Raw genomic sequence first — 17,204 nt, 5'->3', positions numbered from 1 at the left:
GCAAATTTTGATGAAATACCCGCGAAAAGTATAGATTTACCCGCGATTTTCATCTATTTACCCGCGAATTCAATTTTTCTAAACAAATTCTATACTTTCGATCTTTATATCTTCCTGTAAAATCAAATGCTAAGTTTTTCAAAAGCCTTCTCGCCGCATCTTCAGAAGAAATATGAAAAAATCTCCGCAACTCCTGATTACATATCCATTCTGAAATCAAATACCGGTAATCAGCTAACCCTACATAAAAATCCTCTAGTCCACTTCGATTGCATCTTCCACAACTAAATTTCCCATGCTGAAACGTCATCACTTTTGTACAATTGGAACACAGTACACCTGGCATAACACGTGAAATATCTATTTGCACTGTTTCCTTACGAACTTGATGCTTCCTTGCAAGCGACAGCGCAAACTGTTCGAGATGAACTGGATTAAACTTTTCAGGGCACTGTGCTAGCAATTTTCGCACAAACGTTTCCAATCCACTTAGTTTAAATATAGATTCTCCATCAGGTATACGACCGATAATCGTCCGCGTATGAGCAAATACAACCACGTAAAAAATAGGCAAACGTGCATCGATTAAGTGATCTATATAGCGTACATGGCGCCTTACTTGATCAATCGGATTTCGAAAACTTTCTATCGTACCATCTTCCCGTTCACGTAAAAACTGTGATTTCTCTTCTTCAAACGTGATACGTCCACTGATGTTTTTAATCTCTACAATTAATAGAAATCGACTGCAAATAAACATAGTGTCAATTTGATGCTGGCTAATGCAATAATTATGGAGTAAATAATATGGCTCCTTCAGCTGAAAATCATGCCACATCCGGTCTACATACTGCTCACCTACTAGACCTGATTGTGCTCGGTATAGTGAATCAAGAAGCTCGATGAAGCCGCGCCGAACACCTGCTTGTAATGTACTTATTTTAAATGATTCATCCCGTTCAATTAAAATCAAGACAACCACCTCATGGCGAGCGTAGCACAAAATAAACGTGGTATCACTACTTTCATCGAAAATAAAAATTTAGCGCGTTTTTGGTCTTACGGTTTCCATAAAGCTTTGCAACTTTTCGGCTGAATCAATATTTCGTTCACAGCTAATTGTATCCGCACAAATATACTGACTATAGGTTTTATACGTTCCCTCAACATTGCCTTTTTCCTTTGTGGTGAAAAGGGACACATCCTTATGTTGCTGACAGAGGGCACAAATCCCTTGCGTTTTTTCCATAGCAAGGACACCTTTGACACCTACTAATTGGCCTTCTTGCTCATACACAAAATAACGTGAACGCGTTGTTGTATCATCCCATGACACAAATGTTACAAGAGGATCTGTTATTTTTGGCGCCTTCACTTTTTTATCTTTTTTCCATAGACGCTTCACTACTTGCTCTGTTATGTCAGGAAATGGCGCTACGTTTAATTTAACAAACGTCATAAATGGCTCAAGCTGTTGGCGCTCTTTCACGACTAACACATCATCAATAATAAAGCGCGGTACATCCGCCTCTGTTAATGTTGTATCGATTACACCACGTACGGCATTTAATACGCTTTCATCCTTTGTTGTTGCGATACTATTTAATAATTTCATTGTTTGCTTTTCAACTAAATGCATTTGAAATACGTTCATGTTTATCCCTCCGCCCTCATTTTACTACGTTTTTTGGGTAGAGGGGAAATAATAGTTAGCTTGTATTCAAACATTTCTTTCAATAGCGTTTCCTATTTCCGAATATGTCATTCTAGTACATATTTCTCTTAGTAACCAAAAAAGAACTAGAAAAAAGTTTTCAAAACTGTTAGACTATTTTTCAATGACGACAACTGAATGATTTTTGGTGCTATAGATTTAGCTTAAAAGGGAAATCGGTGAAAGGCCGATGCTGTCCCGCAACTGTAATTTCGGAGTGACTCACAACACAGCCACTGTTTTTAAACGGGAAGGTGTGAGAAGCGTTGATGATAAGCCAGGAGACCTGCCAAAAATTAAACGCCATTCAACCTACGAGGATAGGTACGAATAGAAGCAACGCTTAGTTGCTTTTTTCATCGTGCACTTTTCTCCTAGAAAGTGTATTTTTTTATGCACTTTTTCGTCATAAAATAACAAAAGGAGAATGAAACATGAAAAACCTATTGACTAAATTGCTTTATTTCGGCATCGTTCTACTATTTATTCCGAAACAAGCATATGCCATGCATATTATGGAGGGGTATTTACCGATTGCTTGGGCGATTTTCTGGTTCGCTATCAGCTTACCTTTCTTAATTCTTGGTTTACGTTCGATTCAAAAAATTGTCAAAGAACATCCGGATAGTAAAATGTTACTTGCTTTATCGGGAGCATTTACTTTCGTTTTATCGGCATTAAAGATTCCATCTGTTACAGGAAGCTGTTCACATCCAACAGGGGTAGGACTTGGTTCTATTTTATTTGGACCACTAGTGATGAGTGTCATGGGCACAATCGTTTTATTATTCCAATCATTGCTACTTGCACATGGTGGACTTACAACACTTGGCGCTAATATTTTTTCCATGGCAGTCGTTGGACCATTTATTGCTTACGGTGTTTACAAGGGTGCGACAAAGCTTGGTCTGTCTTTCTCCATTGCCGTATTTTTAGCAGCAACGCTAGGCGATCTTGGTACATATGTGATGACATCGATTCAATTAGCATTAGCTTTCCCTGCTGAAGTTGGTGGCTTTGTCGCTTCTTTCCAAAAATTTGGCGGCATTTTTGCTTTAACTCAAGTTCCTTTAGCAATTAGTGAAGGCTTACTGACAGTGATTGTCATGAATTTCTTACAAAAATACAATGTGCGTGAATTAACAAGCTTACGTATTTTACAACCGAAGGAGAATTAAGATGCTAAAGAAAAATCTATTATTATTAGCGATTGTCGTTGCATTAGCGATTTTCCCGATTATTTTCCTACAAGATGCTGAATTTGGTGGGGCTGACGGGGAAGCAGAAGAAGCAATTACAGAAATTGCAACGGATTATGAGCCTTGGTTTCATGCAATTTGGGAGCCACCAAGCGGAGAAATTGAAAGCTTATTATTCGTATTACAAGCAGCAATCGGAGCTGCGATTATCGGCTACTTTGTTGGATTTATGCGCGGTCGTGCGAATCCTTCAAAAAATGAATAATCCATGATAGCGATTGACCAATACGCCTATATTAACCGACTTGCTCATGTACCCGCAGCACAAAAAGCATTATTAGCCGTTTGCGCATTATTGATTGTGACAATCACGAGAGATATTGCCATTGCTTGCTGGACAATTGCGGTAATGAGTGTTCTGATTGTAGGCATGGCTCGTATTCCTGTTAGTGTTTATAGTAAATTACTGATCACACCACTCGGTTTTAGTGTGACAGGTGTCATAGCAATTGTCCTGTCATTTTCTACTGCGCCTGCGATGCCGGTTGATGTGATTTGGTACCATTCGATTGGCAACTTCAACATTTTTCTGCTGGAATCTGATGTCAAACGTGCCATTACGATTTTATTTACCGCATCTGGTGCAATTACAAGCTTGTATTTTTTAATTCTTACAACGCCTGTTTACGAGTTGAGCCAGTTGCTTCAAAAGCTCCATGTGCCAGCGATTTTAATAGAACTCATCGAATTAACGTATCGTTTCATTTTTTTATTTTTAAGCTGTGCACAGCAACTTTACACAGCGCAACAGGCACGACTAGGCTATACGGGCATAAAAGTTAGCTTTCGTTCGCTAAGCTCTTTAATTGTGGCCATGCTACAATCGCTTCTTGTACGAAATGAGCAGCTCACACTTGCGATGCATGCACGTACCATTGATTGCTTTATTGTACCTATAGCATTTTGTGAGCATAAGCAGTGGAACAAGCAAATGGCATGGATACTAGGACTTTATGGTAGTAGTATTATTGGCATTATGTGGCTACAAGGAGGACTTTAAATGAACAACGCTTATTTTACGTTACAACATGTAGATTATTGCTATCCTGATGGGACAAAAGCGTTGGAGGATTTGTCACTCACGATTCCGATGAACCGGAAAATTGGAATTTTAGGGGAAAATGGCTCAGGGAAATCAACGCTCTTTCAACTGCTCATGGGGCTCATCAAGCCGACAAGTGGCACGATTTCCTTTCAGGGTACGCCACTACAGTATAAAAAAACAGACTTGAAAAATTTACGCCAACAAGTAGGACTCCTGTTCCAAGATGCGAACAATCAGTTATTTGCTGCTACTGTCAAACAAGATGTTTTATTTGGTCCGTTAAATCTTGGCTGGGATGCTCCATATATTGAAGAGCAAGTGAATAAAGCGCTTGCCTTAACGGAACTAACACCACTAGCTCACCGACCGATTCATTTTTTAAGTGGTGGACAAAAAAAGCGCGTTACGATTGCTGGTGTGTATGCGATGAATCCAAAAGTCTTTATTTTAGACGAGCCAACAAGTAGTCTCGACTACTATTTCTCTACACAACTGATGGAGTATTTGGCGCAATTAAATGAAGACAATCGTACCTTCCTTTATGCTACACACCAAATTAATTTTATTTATGGCTGGGCAGATTATTATATTGTGCTACATAAAGGGAAAGTGTTATACGAAGGGGATGCACAGGGGCTCTTTACAAACCGTGATTTACTAGCACAAACGCATATTGAAACACCTTGGATTGTCGAGTTAACAGAAGCGTTAAAGCAATCTGGAAAAATCCCATTAGGCACACCCCTTCCGCAAACAAAGGAACAGCTCTTTGCCTTGATGCAATTGTAACGAAACAGCCTGGAGAAATAATTCTCTGGCTGTTTTTTTCATTTAAAAAGGAGCCACCCCTACTTAATGGGATAGCTCCTTAATTATATGTTTACATTACTGTTGCTTCTGGTTCGTAGTTAATCATTTCTTTAATGCGATTGTTTTCATCCATAATCGCTACTTTTGGTACGTGGTTTTTCGCTTCTTCTGCATCCATAAGCACATAGGAAATGATGATGACAATATCACCAGGCTGAACCATACGTGCAGCCGCACCGTTTAGACAGACAACACCTGATCCGCGCTCACCTTTAATCACGTATGTTTCAAGACGGGCACCGTTATTGTTGTTAACGATTGCTACTTTTTCATTTGCTTCAATCCCAACAGCATCCATAATATCTTCATCAATTGTAATAGAACCTACATAATTTAAATCCGCTTGTGTCACAGTGGCACGGTGGATTTTACCGTTCATCATCGTTTTAAACATTTGTTCATTTCTCCTTTAAGCTAAACATCAAATTATCGATTAGACGTGTTTTGCCAATATATACAGCTACTGCTAAAAGCACATCTGTCGTTTGACCATCAATCGGCGTTAAATCGGGATACGCTAAACATTCTAAGTAATCGATTGTACCGCCCGTTTCACGCTCAATATGATCACGTGCTGCCATCATCGCAATGCCCATTGGCTTCCCTGATAAAATCGCATCTTTCGCGAATTTTAAACCGCTATATAAACCAACTGCTTGCTTACGTTGCTCTTCCGTTAAATAAACATTACGGCTTGATTTTGCTAAACCATCTGCTTCTCGTACGATCGGTACCGAACGAATTTCTAACGGGAAGTTGTAATCACGTACCATTGTCGAAATAATCGCTAACTGTTGTGCATCTTTTTGGCCAAAATACGCACGATTCGGCTCTGCTAAATGGAATAGCTTTGCTACTACTTGCAATACACCGTCAAAATGTCCTGGACGGCTCGCACCGCATAAAATCTCTGCTTGACGACCTGCACGAATATAAATGCCTCCATCTGTTGGGTACATTTCTTCCACAGAAGGCGTAAAGATCACATCTACCCCTACCGACTCAGCAAGTTGCGTGTCACGCGGTAAATCACGTGGGTACGATTCAAAATCTTCGTTTGGTCCAAATTGTGTTGGGTTAACAAAAATACTCATAATGACAAGATCATTTTCTTCGCGGGCATGTGTAGCGAGTGTTAAATGCCCTTCATGCAAATACCCCATTGTCGGTACTAAGCCAATTGTTTTACCTGCTTGCTTTGTTTTACGTACAATCTCTTTTAACTCCGCAATTGTAGTCACAATTTTTGTAGCTGTTGCGATCATTTTGTTACGCCTCCATATAAAGCATCAAGCTCTTCTTCTTTCATCGTAAAGCTTTGCTGTAAGCTTGGGAACACGCCTGTTTTTACCGCTTGTGTATAGCCTGTAATGCCCTTTGCCACTTCCTCGCCAACATGTGCAAAGCCATGGACAAACTTCGGAATATGATGCTTACCGTATAGCAATAAGTCATGGAATACAAGCACTTGACCATCTGCTTGTGGTCCTGCCCCAATACCGATTGTTGGAATCGTTAGTTTTTCTGAAACGATTGCTGTTAATTGATGCGGAATACACTCTAACACGACTGCACAAGCACCTGCCTGCTCTGCAAGTAACGCATCTTGAATTAATTTTTCAGCTTGTTCTTTTGTTTTTCCTTGTACTTTATAACCACCAAGTACCCCTGCTGATTGCGGCAACAAACCGAGGTGAGCTACGACTGGAATACCAGCGTTTGTTAACTTTTGAATCACATTGATGACCTCGTCGCCACCTTCTACTTTTAATGCGTCCGCACCCGTTGCTTGCATCATACGTACCGCTGTTTTCAACGTCTCATTGACATCACCATGATAAGAACCAAATGGCATATCGACGACGATAAACGTATCTTTTGCACCGCGACGAACGGCTTTACTATGGTGAATCATATCCTCTACTGTTACCGGCATCGTAGAATCATAGCCAAGTACAACCATCCCTAATGAATCACCAACTAAAATCATATCGACACCGGCATCTTCTGAGAACTTTGCAGCTGGGTAATCGTATGCTGTAATCATGACAATTTTTTCCCCTTGCTGCTTCATTTTTAAGAAATCGCTTGTTTTTTTCATTTGTTCCTCCTTCAGTACTCCGAAGAAAACAAAAGCCTTCTCATCCAAAATTGGGCAGAAGGATCGCGTGATTGTCTACTGTAACGCTTCGTTTTCTTCCGTCCCTGTCTAAAAAGATCAAGGCAGACTATTTGAAAATTTTTACTTACAGGTACAGTTCACATGTGATACTGTCCATTACTAATATAGCAACTTTACGTATAGACGTACAGTTTTATTAGCAAATTATGACCATACTTTTTTTAAAATTTTTTTTACTATATGGCTAAAAAATGGACAATCACGCTTACTAAGAAACGCAATTGTCCATTTGGTTATCTACCTAAAATTTGCATCACACGGTTCGGATCAAAACCAAGTACCCATTCACCATTTACATTCGTTTGTGGAACGCCCATTTGTCCAGTCGTTTGAACAAGTTTTGCTGCAGCGATTGGATCCTTTTGCACATCCACATTCTGATAGGAAATCCCTTGTGCATCTAAAAAGTTTTTCATCATGTCGCAATACGGACATGTCGTTGTAGAATAAACTGTTACTTGTGGTGTCATATTAATTCCTCCTTTTATATACCCTATACGGTATTTATAATATACCACCATAGGTATATAAATACAACAGAAAAGTATCGTGAAATATCTATTCATAAAGGTTCACATTTTAGTCAAATTCAATCGAGCTATACATATCTCACAAGTTACATTATTTGGCACAATTTTTCCAAACCCATATAATGAAACTACAACAGAACACAATACATAACGTAGGGGACGATTCGTTTGAAACGCTTAGCTATTTACCGTATATACCGCATCGTTTGGATGGCCATTAAGTTTTTTACACAAGTAACCCTTTTTCAAAAACGCTATCAAGGAAGGTTTTCTCCTACTATCCAAAAAAAGTGGGAACAGCTTGTCACGAAACAGGCAGTTGAATTTAAGAAAACCGCCTTATCGCTTGGTGGGCTACTCATTAAAGTCGGGCAATTTTTATCGACACGTGCCGATATTATGCCTGCTTCCTTCATCCAAGAGCTAGAAGGACTAACAGACCGCGTACCGCCTGTGCCTAAAAATCAGGCCATTGCTTTATTAGAAGAGGAATGGAATACATCGTATCACGATTTTTTATCCTTTTTATCAGAGGAGCCTGTTGCGTCAGCTTCCATTGGTGAAGTGTATAAAGGGGTTCTAAAGGACGGGGCAGAAGTGGCAATTAAAATCCAACGCCCGAACATCGAGCGCATTATTCGCGTGGACTTTAAAGCAATGAAAATCGTCATTTGGCTCGCTAAACATTTCACGTCTTTCGCGAAGCAAATCAATTTTGATGTTTTGTATAGCGAAATGGTACAAGTAATTGGAGCAGAATTAAACTTTTTGCAGGAGCTACGTCATGGACGGAGCTTTGCCGAGCGATTCATTCACATGAAAGGCGTTCACTTTCCGATTTATAACGAGGCACTTTCAACTCGCCGTGTACTCGTAATGGAATGGATTGAAGGCTCTCGTGTAACGGATATTGCTTTTTTAAACACTCACCAAATTGATCGACAGCAGCTTGCAGCACGGGTCTTTCATCTCTTTTTAGAACAAGTGCTGGAAGGTGGGCAATTCCATGCTGATCCACACGGCGGAAATATTTTACTAAAACCTGATGGCACCATTGTACTCATTGACTTTGGTATGGTCGGTAGCATCACACCCGCACAAGCGCAGTACGTGTCAAAGCTTGTGGAAGGCATTATTTTTAAAAACTATGACCAAGTGCTTGATAGTTTAGAAGCATTACATTTTTTACTCCCGCATGCCAATCGACAACTATTAGCAGATGCGATTCGCCGTCTTGTGGAGGCTTATGAATCTAATGATTTTAAACAAGTGGATAGCTTCGTCATGGAACGTTTGCTCGAAGATTTAAAAACGATTGTACGGAAAGAACCTGTACAAATGCCTGCTGAATTTGCTTTTTTAGGACGGGCGATTTCAACGTTTGTCGGTGTGATTTACGTGCTCGATCCAAAGGTTGACTTATTTGCGCTTGCTAAGCCACGCGTCATCGAATGGGCGAAAAAACAGAAAGAAACGACAAATGAACGACTATCCAAAGAAGAGCTACTACGTATCGCACAAAATGCGATTTTACCATTGCGAGATTTACCCGCAAAGCTTGCCAATTATTTAGAGGAGCCGACACGTATGCGGCTTTATATGCAACAGCGCGATATAGAACAAAAAAAAGAGCGCGCCCGTCATCAAACAAGAATGTTTACTGGTCTCATGACGATCATCGCAACAATCAGCGCATTTTTCGCTGTATCGGTAGATGATACAGCCCTGCTCTATACTACAAGCGGCGTAGCACTCATTGCTCTCCTTCTATATAAAAAAGCGTAAATTTTTATACACTACAGGGGTGCCGTATACTATGATGCGGCACCCCCTTTTCGTTTTAAGTTAGCTCAATATCTGCCGAGTACACGCCTTTTACTTCACCGTCTGCTGTACGAATTTGCAAAACGCCTGTATCTGTAATACCAATGGCTTCTCCTTCGATTACTTCTCGCAATGTTGTCGCACGTACTTGCTTGCCAATCGTGCCCGATGCTTCTTCCCAAAGGGCCTTAATCGGTTGGAATCCATGCTGTATATAAAGGTTTGAATAATGCTCTAAAAAATCAAGCACATTAGCAATAAATAACGCGCGGTCAATTGGCTCTCCATGTGCCATCGCCATCGAAGTCGCAATCGACTGTAGCTCTTCTGGAAAATCATCTATTTGCTGGTTTACATTAATACCAATCCCGATTAATAGTGCTTGTACACGGTCGGCCTCGGCTACCATTTCTGTTAAAATGCCTGTACATTTGCGACCGTTAATTAAAATATCATTTGGCCACTTAATTTCAGGGGTAAACGATGAGAACATCGCCTTCATCGCATTCACTACCGCCACCGCTGCAACAAGTGTAAATTGTGGCGCTTGGTGTGGTAACACATCTGGCTTTAAAATGACAGTCATCCAAACCCCTTTCCCTTCCGTCGATTCCCACGGACGTAACATGCGTCCTCGCCCCGCCGTTTGTTGCTCTGCAATAACGACTGTGCCGTCTGATGTATGTTGACGTACAAGGTCATGTGCAATAAGCTGTGTCGACTCCACTTGCTCAAAATGATGAATCGTTTGACCAATTCGCTTCGTTTGTAAAAATGTCTGAATACGTGCAGCATCCATTCTGTCAGGCATCCCTGTTAGTATGTATCCTTTTTTCTTAACTGTTTCCAGTGTATAACCTTCCTCTTGCAAAACTTGAAGGTGCTTCCAAATAGCTGTCCTCGAAACGCCAAAGTCATCCGCAAGCTGCTGACCAGATAGCGGATTTCCATTTGCTTGTAATAATCTTGTTAATAATTTATCTTTTATTGAAACAGTCATGTAACAACCAATCCTTTTATATAATTTACTATCGCTATTTTTTCATAGCTAAAACCTTGATTTAATAGTATTAATCATACAATTAACTGTAACGATTTACTATTAAATACTATAAAAAATCATAATTAGTCTCTTTTCCGTCACTTATTGTATGCAAAAGACTACCCCAATTCATTACGGAGTAGTCTTTTTATTTTATTATATAATCATGGATTAGATTAAGGGTAACCGTTACTCCATAAATGATTTTTAATATTTAACAAACCCTTTGCCCTGTATCTGTAGTAAAAGGCGAATGTCGTTAGCTACACTCCAATCAATAATCACTTTATTTAATAACTTATCATCGCCAAATTTTAGTGATGAACCAAAAATGTTCACAACATCAAAACAATGATCTATCCATTCATTTTAAAAATGATTCCACACTAAATCTTTCGTTCTTAGAAAACTCTTTAAGTTATCTGTATCCTCTACAAAGAAAATAGCTTATTTCATTCTTTTGTATTGCAATCGGTTATTATTTACAGTTTTTCTCAAACCACCCGAACGCCACTTCTGCTTCAACCGTTTCATCATCTGGTGAAACTAAAAAAATAACAAATGACCCACCTGATGAAAAAATAAATTTTCCATCCTCATCACTTACCAAAGTACTTTTGGGCGCTACAATTCGCTTAAATACATTTACCCCCTTTTTAGGAACCCCTTGAACAAGTTCTGCAAATGTGATTTTCACTTCTGGCTTGGGAAGTGGAGTAAGTGCTGTATTTGCAGATGCCACCTTATTCGAAATCATTGATTTCCCAGGAGTTATTGGATTAAACCAAATTTCAGCAACAAAAGGTTGGTTAGAATAATTAGTAACAGTAAACGCATTTACAAATAAATCTACATCTGAATGGGCAGGGTTACTTAATTTCCCCCAAGCATTTTTCCCTTGTCCAAAACGAATTATTTCAGTTTGCCCAACAAAATATCTCCCTTTTAAAGATTGATATAATGGATTAGGTATGTTAACAGCCTCAATAAACCGATTATCATTAAACTGTTGCATATAAACATCTCACTCCTTTCTATACTTTATGTAGATTTAGTAAGAATGGATGGACGAATATACTAAAAAATACTGAACATAGATACCTTCCGCATTTTAGACACTCTGGTGGTGCCAAATAAATCTAAAAAGTTATTTTCCCGTAAATTTCAGAACAAACTTCCCCCTTAGATTGTTCAACTATTTTCTCCCCTGTAAGATCTTAAGTCCAACATTAGGCTAATCCAAAGCCAACTATCGGACCGTGCCGAAACGGACTATTTATACGCTAATGGTTTCTCTGGGCGATTAGAACAATATTTACAATCAGGGTCACTGCATGGTGATTCTGTCCAACGATTACATTTAGGACAAAAATAAGCATCAAAATCTTCGTAATATACTAAATTAAATTTACATGCAGCGCAAAATTGGTTTTCTTCAATATGACCATAAAATTTAAAGCCGTCAATGATTACTTTATCCTCATTTTTTACTTCTACTATTTTCATAAATAGCCTCCTTGAAGTTTATTTACTTGCCATGCCCGTACAATAAGCCCTTTATTCTCCTCTATGTAAAAACCTTAAATAACACCAAAAGAACATCAACAACAGGAAGCTATAAAACGATACGGAATGATACCAAACTTGCTTAAATCTCATCCACAAACTCATTCCACCTTGACTTGATGGTAAAAGAGAATAGAGTGAGACTTCAATATAAAACATTACAACAAAAAATAAGCAGAGAGGAAGGAATAGTATCCATGTTAAAAGTTTAATTTTCATCCTAGATTACCTTTTCATTTTATAAAAGTTTGGCTATCACTAATCGAAATTCATCTCCCCTTACCGTTTCGCTTGAAGAGGAAAGACTTCTTTTAGGAAAATGTTAAAATATTCAACTAATACCCGTTTAAATTAAACTCATTTTGTACATACTTGATACACAAAATTACAAATTTTACTCTGTTCAACCGTTGAGTTAATATTGTAATATAATCGCTATGAATACATCTGTTAGCAAACAGCTTTTTCATCAGATGTATTCATTTATAGCGATTGTTAGTTTTATCTAGCAGGATACATCATTATAAGCTAAACTCACTAAAAGTATTTAAAAATATCAGATGTGTTGCTTATACAAATATCGGTACGTAATTAGCGTGATTCTTTAATGGAATGGTTGATAAAAGGTACTTGCTCGTTGATTGGAGCGGAGGCGACTCGACTCCTGCAGGAGAAAGATCAAAGGCTAAAGTCGCCACGTCACGAGCGCAACGCCTTTGTGAACAACATCATATTGCCCCGAGCTGAAAATCCATTTATTTCGGCAATAGCCGAAATGAATTAGTTGAAGCCGTGCCTGCAGAAAGCGAGTCAGCCGTAGCGGAAATCAACGTATTCGAATGCTCCATTTAACAATAAAAGGTAAATTAACACTCGTGTAAAAATATATTTTCAGGAAATTTAATGTGACTTATTTTTCTTCTAAAACAGCTACGATTTGATCTGTAAATACTAAAAAAGATGGCTCACCTTTTATATCATTTAATTCAATTTCGATATACCCAAATTTAAAATACCCCTTTTCGTCTAAATACTCATCTTTAAATTCTTCTAAACTATCGGCCATTTCGATTTTTTCACCATTAGATAAATGTAAAATTACAGACCCCATAATACACCTCCCCCCACACTAATCATAGTGCGAATGGAAATGTTTGTCACCCATACTTTTTTAATAACAAATAGAAGGGTACAGAAAAAGAAAAACAAGCGACCTACTGAATAACCGTTTGAAATAGGTCATTTTTCGATCGCTTGCCATTTAAATTAAGAAACCTTTTAAATCATCCGATTCTCCTCAAACTCATGGATAAACCAATCTTTTATATGTTGGTAATCATTTTGCAATTTGCCTGATAGGACCGCTTCAATCGCTTGGTCTATCACTACTTTTAACCAAGGGCCGCGCTTCCCTTCATTCCACTGAATAAAATCATGCCCGTTTGCTGCAAGCTGTTGCTTCGTTTGAATGGGAAGATTCGCTTTTGTCACATGGATTTGTTCTTTTGGAAACGGTAGGCGGTTTCCTTGCCACCCTACAAAATCATAGGCCGTTTCCAATACTTCAACGTCATATTCAAAATAATCTAATGGTTGCCATCCTAGCTGTAACTTGTCATAAGCCGCTAGAGTCTGTTGAATAAACACTTTTTGCTTATTCGATAAGCGGTAGCCTTTTACAATCTCTTGCCAATCATTATGTACAAAAGATAAATACGCCCAGCCAACTACAGCCTGCTTTGTTTGAAAGCTCGTCCACTTCTCTTGATGTTTCGTAATATTTCCTGGTAAATAATCGGCTAGGTTTGTTGCAACTAGTGCATCAATCCCATTTTTCACCGATTCACTTACCCACATTTTTTCAAATTCTGCCGCAATCCGTTCACGAGCTACAAACGTAATTTCTTGCGCATGCGCTTTGATTGCTTCAAGTGTTACTTGTTCAATCGTAAAACCAAGCTGTGCTGAAAAGCGCACAGCTCGTAACATTCTTAACGCATCTTCTGCAAACCGCTCTAATGGATTGCCTACCGCCCGAATTGTTTTTTCCGTAATATCTTGCTGTCCATTGTATAAATCAATGAGTTGTTCGTTCGCATCCATGGCAATGGCATTCATCGTAAAGTCGCGCCGCTTTAAGTCTTCTGCTAATGAGCGAACGAACATCACATCATCAGGTCGGCGATGATCCGCGTATGTCCCTTCTGTGCGGTACGTTGTCACCTCGACGGGCTCTCCTGCATCTAGTACAAGCACCGTACCATGTTCGATTCCGATATCAACCGTTTTTGCAAAAACCATTTTCACTTCTTCAGGCATTGCACTTGTGGCAACATCTATATCATGAATCGGGCGAGCGAGCAATAAATCACGTACTGCTCCCCCAACAAATACAGCTTCAAAACCTGCCTGTTCTAGTTGTCTAATTACTTGCTTTGCTGCATTCCACTGTTGTTTCATACTCTAACTGCCGCCAGTCTTTCATATAACTTTTCATATTGTTCAATAATTGCTTCAGACTTAAATTTTGTTTGTACTGCTTTTAATGCATTGGCACGAAATGTCGCTAGTTTTTCCTCATCGCTTAGTAGCTCGATCGCATAGTGCGCGACCATATCGACATCACCAAGTTCAACAAGATAGCCATTTACACCATGATCAATGACTTCCGGAATTCCCCCGATATTTGTGCCAATGCCAGGCACACCACAAGCCATCGCTTCCAGTAAGACAAGACCAAATGATTCTTTTTCTGATAATAATAATTTTAAATCACTCATTGAGAATAACTCTGCAATATTTTCTTGTTTCCCTAAAAATAACACGTCACTTTTATACGGTGATTCCTTTACTTGCTCCATAATACGATGCTTTTCTGGTCCATCGCCAACGAGCAATAATTTGGCCGGCATTGCTTCACGTACTTTCATAAAAGCATTGATAATATCCGGGAGGTTTTTAATTTTACGGAAATTCGATACGTGAATTAACACGCGTTCATTTTCATGAATGCCAAATTGCGCCTTTAAATCGCTACTTTCCATTGGATAAAAAACATCTTCATCGACAAAATTATAAATCGTTTCAATGGACTTTGTCGTATCGATTCGTTCATATGTTTCTGCTTTTAATGCATCCGAAACCGTTGTGACGATATCAGAATGCTCAATACCATATTTAATAGCTGGTGCTAATGTGGAATCCTCCCCAAGAACAGAAATATCCGTACCGTGAAGCGTTGTCACGATGCCAATCTTTTCTCCGCACATATCACGTGCTAAAACGGCACAAACGGCATGGGGAATCGCATAATGCATATGCAGTACATCTAATTTTTCCTCTTTAATCACATCAGCCATTTTGCTCGCTAATGCAATATCATAAGGTGGATATTGAAAAACAGAATAATTATTTACTTCAACTTCATGGAAAAAAACGGTAGGATAAATTTTATTCAATCGGAATGGTACGCTCGATGTAATGAAGTGAATTTCATGCCCTCTTTCTGCTAGCATCTTCCCTAATTCTGTTGCAATAACACCTGAACCGCCCACTGTCGGATAACACGTAATACCAATTTTTAATTTTCGCATCCGTTTTACGTCCTTTCTTTCAGTCAATTTTTATCCCCGTCTTTCTTGAATGAGTCGCCAATCGACTAATCCTGCTTCCAAACCTTTTAATAAAATTTCCGCTGTGCCCATATTTGTAGCAAGCGGCACATGGTATAAATCGCATAAACGAACTAATGCTGTTACATCTGGCTCATGTGGTTGAGCTGTTAAAGGGTCACGGAAGAAAAACACCATATCCATTTCATTGTTCGCAATCATTGCACCAATTTGCTGATCACCGCCTAATGGACCTGAACGGAAACGTGTAATCGTCAATCCTGTTTCCTCATGTATTTTTTGCCCTGTCGTACCTGTGGCAAATAACTCATGTTGTGCGAAAATATGACGGTAAGCAATAGCAAATTGTATTAAGTTATCTTTTTTTTGGTCATGTGCAATTAATGCGATATTCATAATTTTCCCTCACTTAAATAATGTTTTCTAGACCGTATACTAATGATTCCATCGTAATAACTGTTTCAATACAGAAGGAAATACCGCTCATAAAGGATTCACGGTTTAATGAATCGTGACGAATTGTCAGCAACTGTCCTTCTCCACCGAATAATACTTGTTGGTGTGCTACTAAACCAGGTAAGCGTACAGAATGGATCTTCATGCCGTCATAATCTGCGCCACGTGCCCCTGCAAGCGTTTCTTTTTCTGTCGGATGCCCTTGGATTTTTGCTTGGCGCACTTCCGCAATCATTTGTGCTGTTTTTAACCCTGTACCACTTGGCGCATCAAGCTTTTTATCATGATGCATTTCAATAATTTCAACATCCGGTAAATATTTAGCCGCTTCACGGGCAAATTTCATCATTAAAATAGCGCCAATCGCAAAATTGGGTGCGATGATTGCCCCGATTCGTTTTCTTGCTGCTAGTTCTGTCAGCTCCGCTAATTGCTCATCTGTAAAACCCGTTGTGCCGATGACAGGACGTACATTTAGCTCTAACGCTTGCTTTGTATGTTCATATACCGAATGAGGATTCGTTAAATCGACTAACACATCTGGCTGCGTATCGTCTACAAGCTGCGCAAAATCCGTATAAATGGGCACATCGTAACTTTCTGGAAATACGTCAAGATGCGCTAATGTGGAACCCATTTTTTTATAATCTAGTACAGCAACTAACTGCATCCCTTCTCGCTTCATCACTGTATGTACTGCTTCAATCCCCATTTTCCCTCGTGCACCGGCAATTGCTACTTTAATCATTTTTTTCTTCCTTTCGTGTCCAACGATCTTTGTCTCTCGTTTCAAATTTATTTAATACTTGGAGTAATGCATCTTCAAGTTGAATTTGATGTGCATTTGCAAAACAGATTAGTGTAAAGAGTATATCGCCTAATTCTTTTTCCATGTTATTATTGTCAGCTTGCTTCTTTTTGGCATATCCGTACACATGCTGCACTTCACGTGACAGCTCCCCCACTTCTTCTGTCAGACGTGCCAACATTTCAAATGGTGGAAAATACCCTTCTTCAAACTGACTAATGTAAGCATCTACTCTGCTTTGTAACTGCTTCAAAGATTGCTGTTCCATGCATTCAC

Annotated in this window: 20 protein-coding genes and 1 riboswitch; of the genes, 5 read left to right on the top strand and 15 right to left on the bottom strand. The window is 39.1% G+C overall.

The window, feature by feature from the left end:
• Positions 1–49: 49 nt before the first annotated feature.
• Together AAGS61_RS02660 and AAGS61_RS02655 are read right to left on the bottom strand one after the other, a co-directional pair.
• Positions 50–973: a nuclease-related domain-containing protein gene (locus AAGS61_RS02660; protein WP_391366975.1), complete on the bottom strand. Its 924-nt coding sequence runs from the start codon at positions 971–973 to the stop codon at positions 50–52.
• Positions 974–1,042: 69 nt separating this feature from the next.
• Positions 1,043–1,654: an FBP domain-containing protein gene (locus tag AAGS61_RS02655; protein WP_391366973.1), complete on the bottom strand. Its 612-nt coding sequence runs from the start codon at positions 1,652–1,654 to the stop codon at positions 1,043–1,045.
• A 189-nt stretch (positions 1,655–1,843) separates the two neighbouring features.
• A riboswitch (cobalamin riboswitch) is annotated at positions 1,844–2,022 on the top strand.
• A gap of 126 nt (positions 2,023–2,148) precedes the next feature.
• On the opposite strand from AAGS61_RS02655, the gene AAGS61_RS02650 reads away from it, so the two are divergent.
• From AAGS61_RS02650 to AAGS61_RS02635, 4 genes are read left to right on the top strand one after another with little or no spacing between them, the layout of a single operon-like run.
• The gene (locus AAGS61_RS02650; RefSeq protein WP_391366971.1) at positions 2,149–2,892 is read left to right on the top strand and encodes an energy-coupling factor ABC transporter permease; all 744 of its coding nucleotides are present in this window, start codon (positions 2,149–2,151) and stop codon (positions 2,890–2,892) included.
• Position 2,893: 1 nt separating this feature from the next.
• Positions 2,894–3,178 (top strand): energy-coupling factor ABC transporter substrate-binding protein, encoded by a 285-nt coding sequence (locus AAGS61_RS02645; RefSeq protein ID WP_391366969.1) that lies wholly within the window; start codon positions 2,894–2,896, stop codon positions 3,176–3,178.
• 3 nt (positions 3,179–3,181) lie between these two features.
• Positions 3,182–3,973, top strand: coding sequence for a cobalt ECF transporter T component CbiQ (gene cbiQ, locus AAGS61_RS02640; protein WP_391366967.1), 792 nt, complete (start codon positions 3,182–3,184; stop codon positions 3,971–3,973).
• Positions 3,974–4,807 carry an energy-coupling factor ABC transporter ATP-binding protein gene (locus tag AAGS61_RS02635; RefSeq protein WP_391366965.1) on the top strand — a complete coding sequence of 278 codons (834 nt, stop codon included), beginning with the start codon at positions 3,974–3,976 and terminating at the stop codon, positions 4,805–4,807.
• A gap of 91 nt (positions 4,808–4,898) precedes the next feature.
• Here AAGS61_RS02635 and panD read toward each other — a convergent pair whose 3' ends face one another.
• The 4 genes from panD to AAGS61_RS02615 form a co-directional block, all read right to left on the bottom strand.
• Positions 4,899–5,282, bottom strand: coding sequence for an aspartate 1-decarboxylase (panD, locus tag AAGS61_RS02630; RefSeq protein ID WP_391366963.1), 384 nt, complete (start codon positions 5,280–5,282; stop codon positions 4,899–4,901).
• A gap of 4 nt (positions 5,283–5,286) precedes the next feature.
• The gene (gene panC / locus AAGS61_RS02625) at positions 5,287–6,153 is read right to left on the bottom strand and encodes a pantoate--beta-alanine ligase (protein ID WP_391366962.1); all 867 of its coding nucleotides are present in this window, start codon (positions 6,151–6,153) and stop codon (positions 5,287–5,289) included.
• Positions 6,150–6,989, bottom strand: coding sequence for a 3-methyl-2-oxobutanoate hydroxymethyltransferase (gene panB / locus AAGS61_RS02620; protein WP_391366960.1), 840 nt, complete (start codon positions 6,987–6,989; stop codon positions 6,150–6,152). Before panB ends, panC begins: the two co-directional genes overlap by 4 nt.
• Before the next feature lie 314 nt (positions 6,990–7,303).
• A complete protein-coding gene (locus tag AAGS61_RS02615; RefSeq protein ID WP_391366958.1) occupies positions 7,304–7,540 on the bottom strand; it encodes a glutaredoxin family protein in 237 nt (78 codons plus the stop codon).
• Positions 7,541–7,768: 228 nt separating this feature from the next.
• Between AAGS61_RS02615 and AAGS61_RS02610 the strand changes: the two genes are divergently transcribed.
• A complete protein-coding gene (locus AAGS61_RS02610; RefSeq protein WP_391366956.1) occupies positions 7,769–9,385 on the top strand; it encodes an ABC1 kinase family protein in 1,617 nt (538 codons plus the stop codon).
• A gap of 55 nt (positions 9,386–9,440) precedes the next feature.
• Here AAGS61_RS02610 and AAGS61_RS02605 read toward each other — a convergent pair whose 3' ends face one another.
• The 9 genes from AAGS61_RS02605 to AAGS61_RS02565 all read right to left on the bottom strand — a co-directional run bounded on the left by AAGS61_RS02605 (position 9,441) and on the right by AAGS61_RS02565 (position 17,196).
• Positions 9,441–10,424 carry a biotin--[acetyl-CoA-carboxylase] ligase gene (locus tag AAGS61_RS02605; protein WP_391366954.1) on the bottom strand — a complete coding sequence of 328 codons (984 nt, stop codon included), beginning with the start codon at positions 10,422–10,424 and terminating at the stop codon, positions 9,441–9,443.
• Positions 10,425–10,944: 520 nt separating this feature from the next.
• Positions 10,945–11,481, bottom strand: coding sequence for a DUF6143 family protein (locus tag AAGS61_RS02600; RefSeq protein ID WP_391366952.1), 537 nt, complete (start codon positions 11,479–11,481; stop codon positions 10,945–10,947).
• A 257-nt stretch (positions 11,482–11,738) separates the two neighbouring features.
• A complete protein-coding gene (locus AAGS61_RS02595) occupies positions 11,739–11,972 on the bottom strand; it encodes a hypothetical protein (RefSeq protein WP_391366950.1) in 234 nt (77 codons plus the stop codon).
• Positions 11,973–12,942: 970 nt separating this feature from the next.
• The gene (locus AAGS61_RS02590) at positions 12,943–13,143 is read right to left on the bottom strand and encodes a hypothetical protein (protein WP_391366948.1); all 201 of its coding nucleotides are present in this window, start codon (positions 13,141–13,143) and stop codon (positions 12,943–12,945) included.
• Between the two features lie 167 nt (positions 13,144–13,310).
• Positions 13,311–14,492 (bottom strand): CCA tRNA nucleotidyltransferase, encoded by a 1,182-nt coding sequence (locus tag AAGS61_RS02585; protein ID WP_391366946.1) that lies wholly within the window; start codon positions 14,490–14,492, stop codon positions 13,311–13,313.
• Positions 14,489–15,625 carry an N-acetyl-alpha-D-glucosaminyl L-malate synthase BshA gene (gene bshA, locus AAGS61_RS02580; protein WP_391366944.1) on the bottom strand — a complete coding sequence of 379 codons (1,137 nt, stop codon included), beginning with the start codon at positions 15,623–15,625 and terminating at the stop codon, positions 14,489–14,491. The genes AAGS61_RS02585 and bshA overlap by 4 nt, the downstream gene beginning before the upstream one ends.
• Before the next feature lie 30 nt (positions 15,626–15,655).
• Complete coding sequence (gene mgsA, locus AAGS61_RS02575; protein ID WP_391366943.1) at positions 15,656–16,060, bottom strand: methylglyoxal synthase; 405 nt, start codon at positions 16,058–16,060, stop codon at positions 15,656–15,658.
• Positions 16,061–16,073: 13 nt separating this feature from the next.
• On the bottom strand, positions 16,074–16,868 hold the full coding sequence (gene dapB / locus AAGS61_RS02570) for a 4-hydroxy-tetrahydrodipicolinate reductase (RefSeq protein ID WP_391366941.1): 795 nt from the start codon (positions 16,866–16,868) through the stop codon (positions 16,074–16,076).
• Positions 16,861–17,196: a nucleotide pyrophosphohydrolase gene (locus tag AAGS61_RS02565; RefSeq protein WP_391366939.1), complete on the bottom strand. Its 336-nt coding sequence runs from the start codon at positions 17,194–17,196 to the stop codon at positions 16,861–16,863. Before AAGS61_RS02565 ends, dapB begins: the two co-directional genes overlap by 8 nt.
• Positions 17,197–17,204: the final 8 nt, after the last annotated feature.

Source organism: Lysinibacillus sp. KU-BSD001 (genome assembly GCF_042920265.1).
GTDB lineage: Bacteria > Bacillota > Bacilli > Bacillales_A > Planococcaceae > Lysinibacillus_B.
The sequence above is the reverse complement of the archived record's forward strand: the minus strand, read 5'-3'. Positions and strand labels throughout refer to the sequence as shown.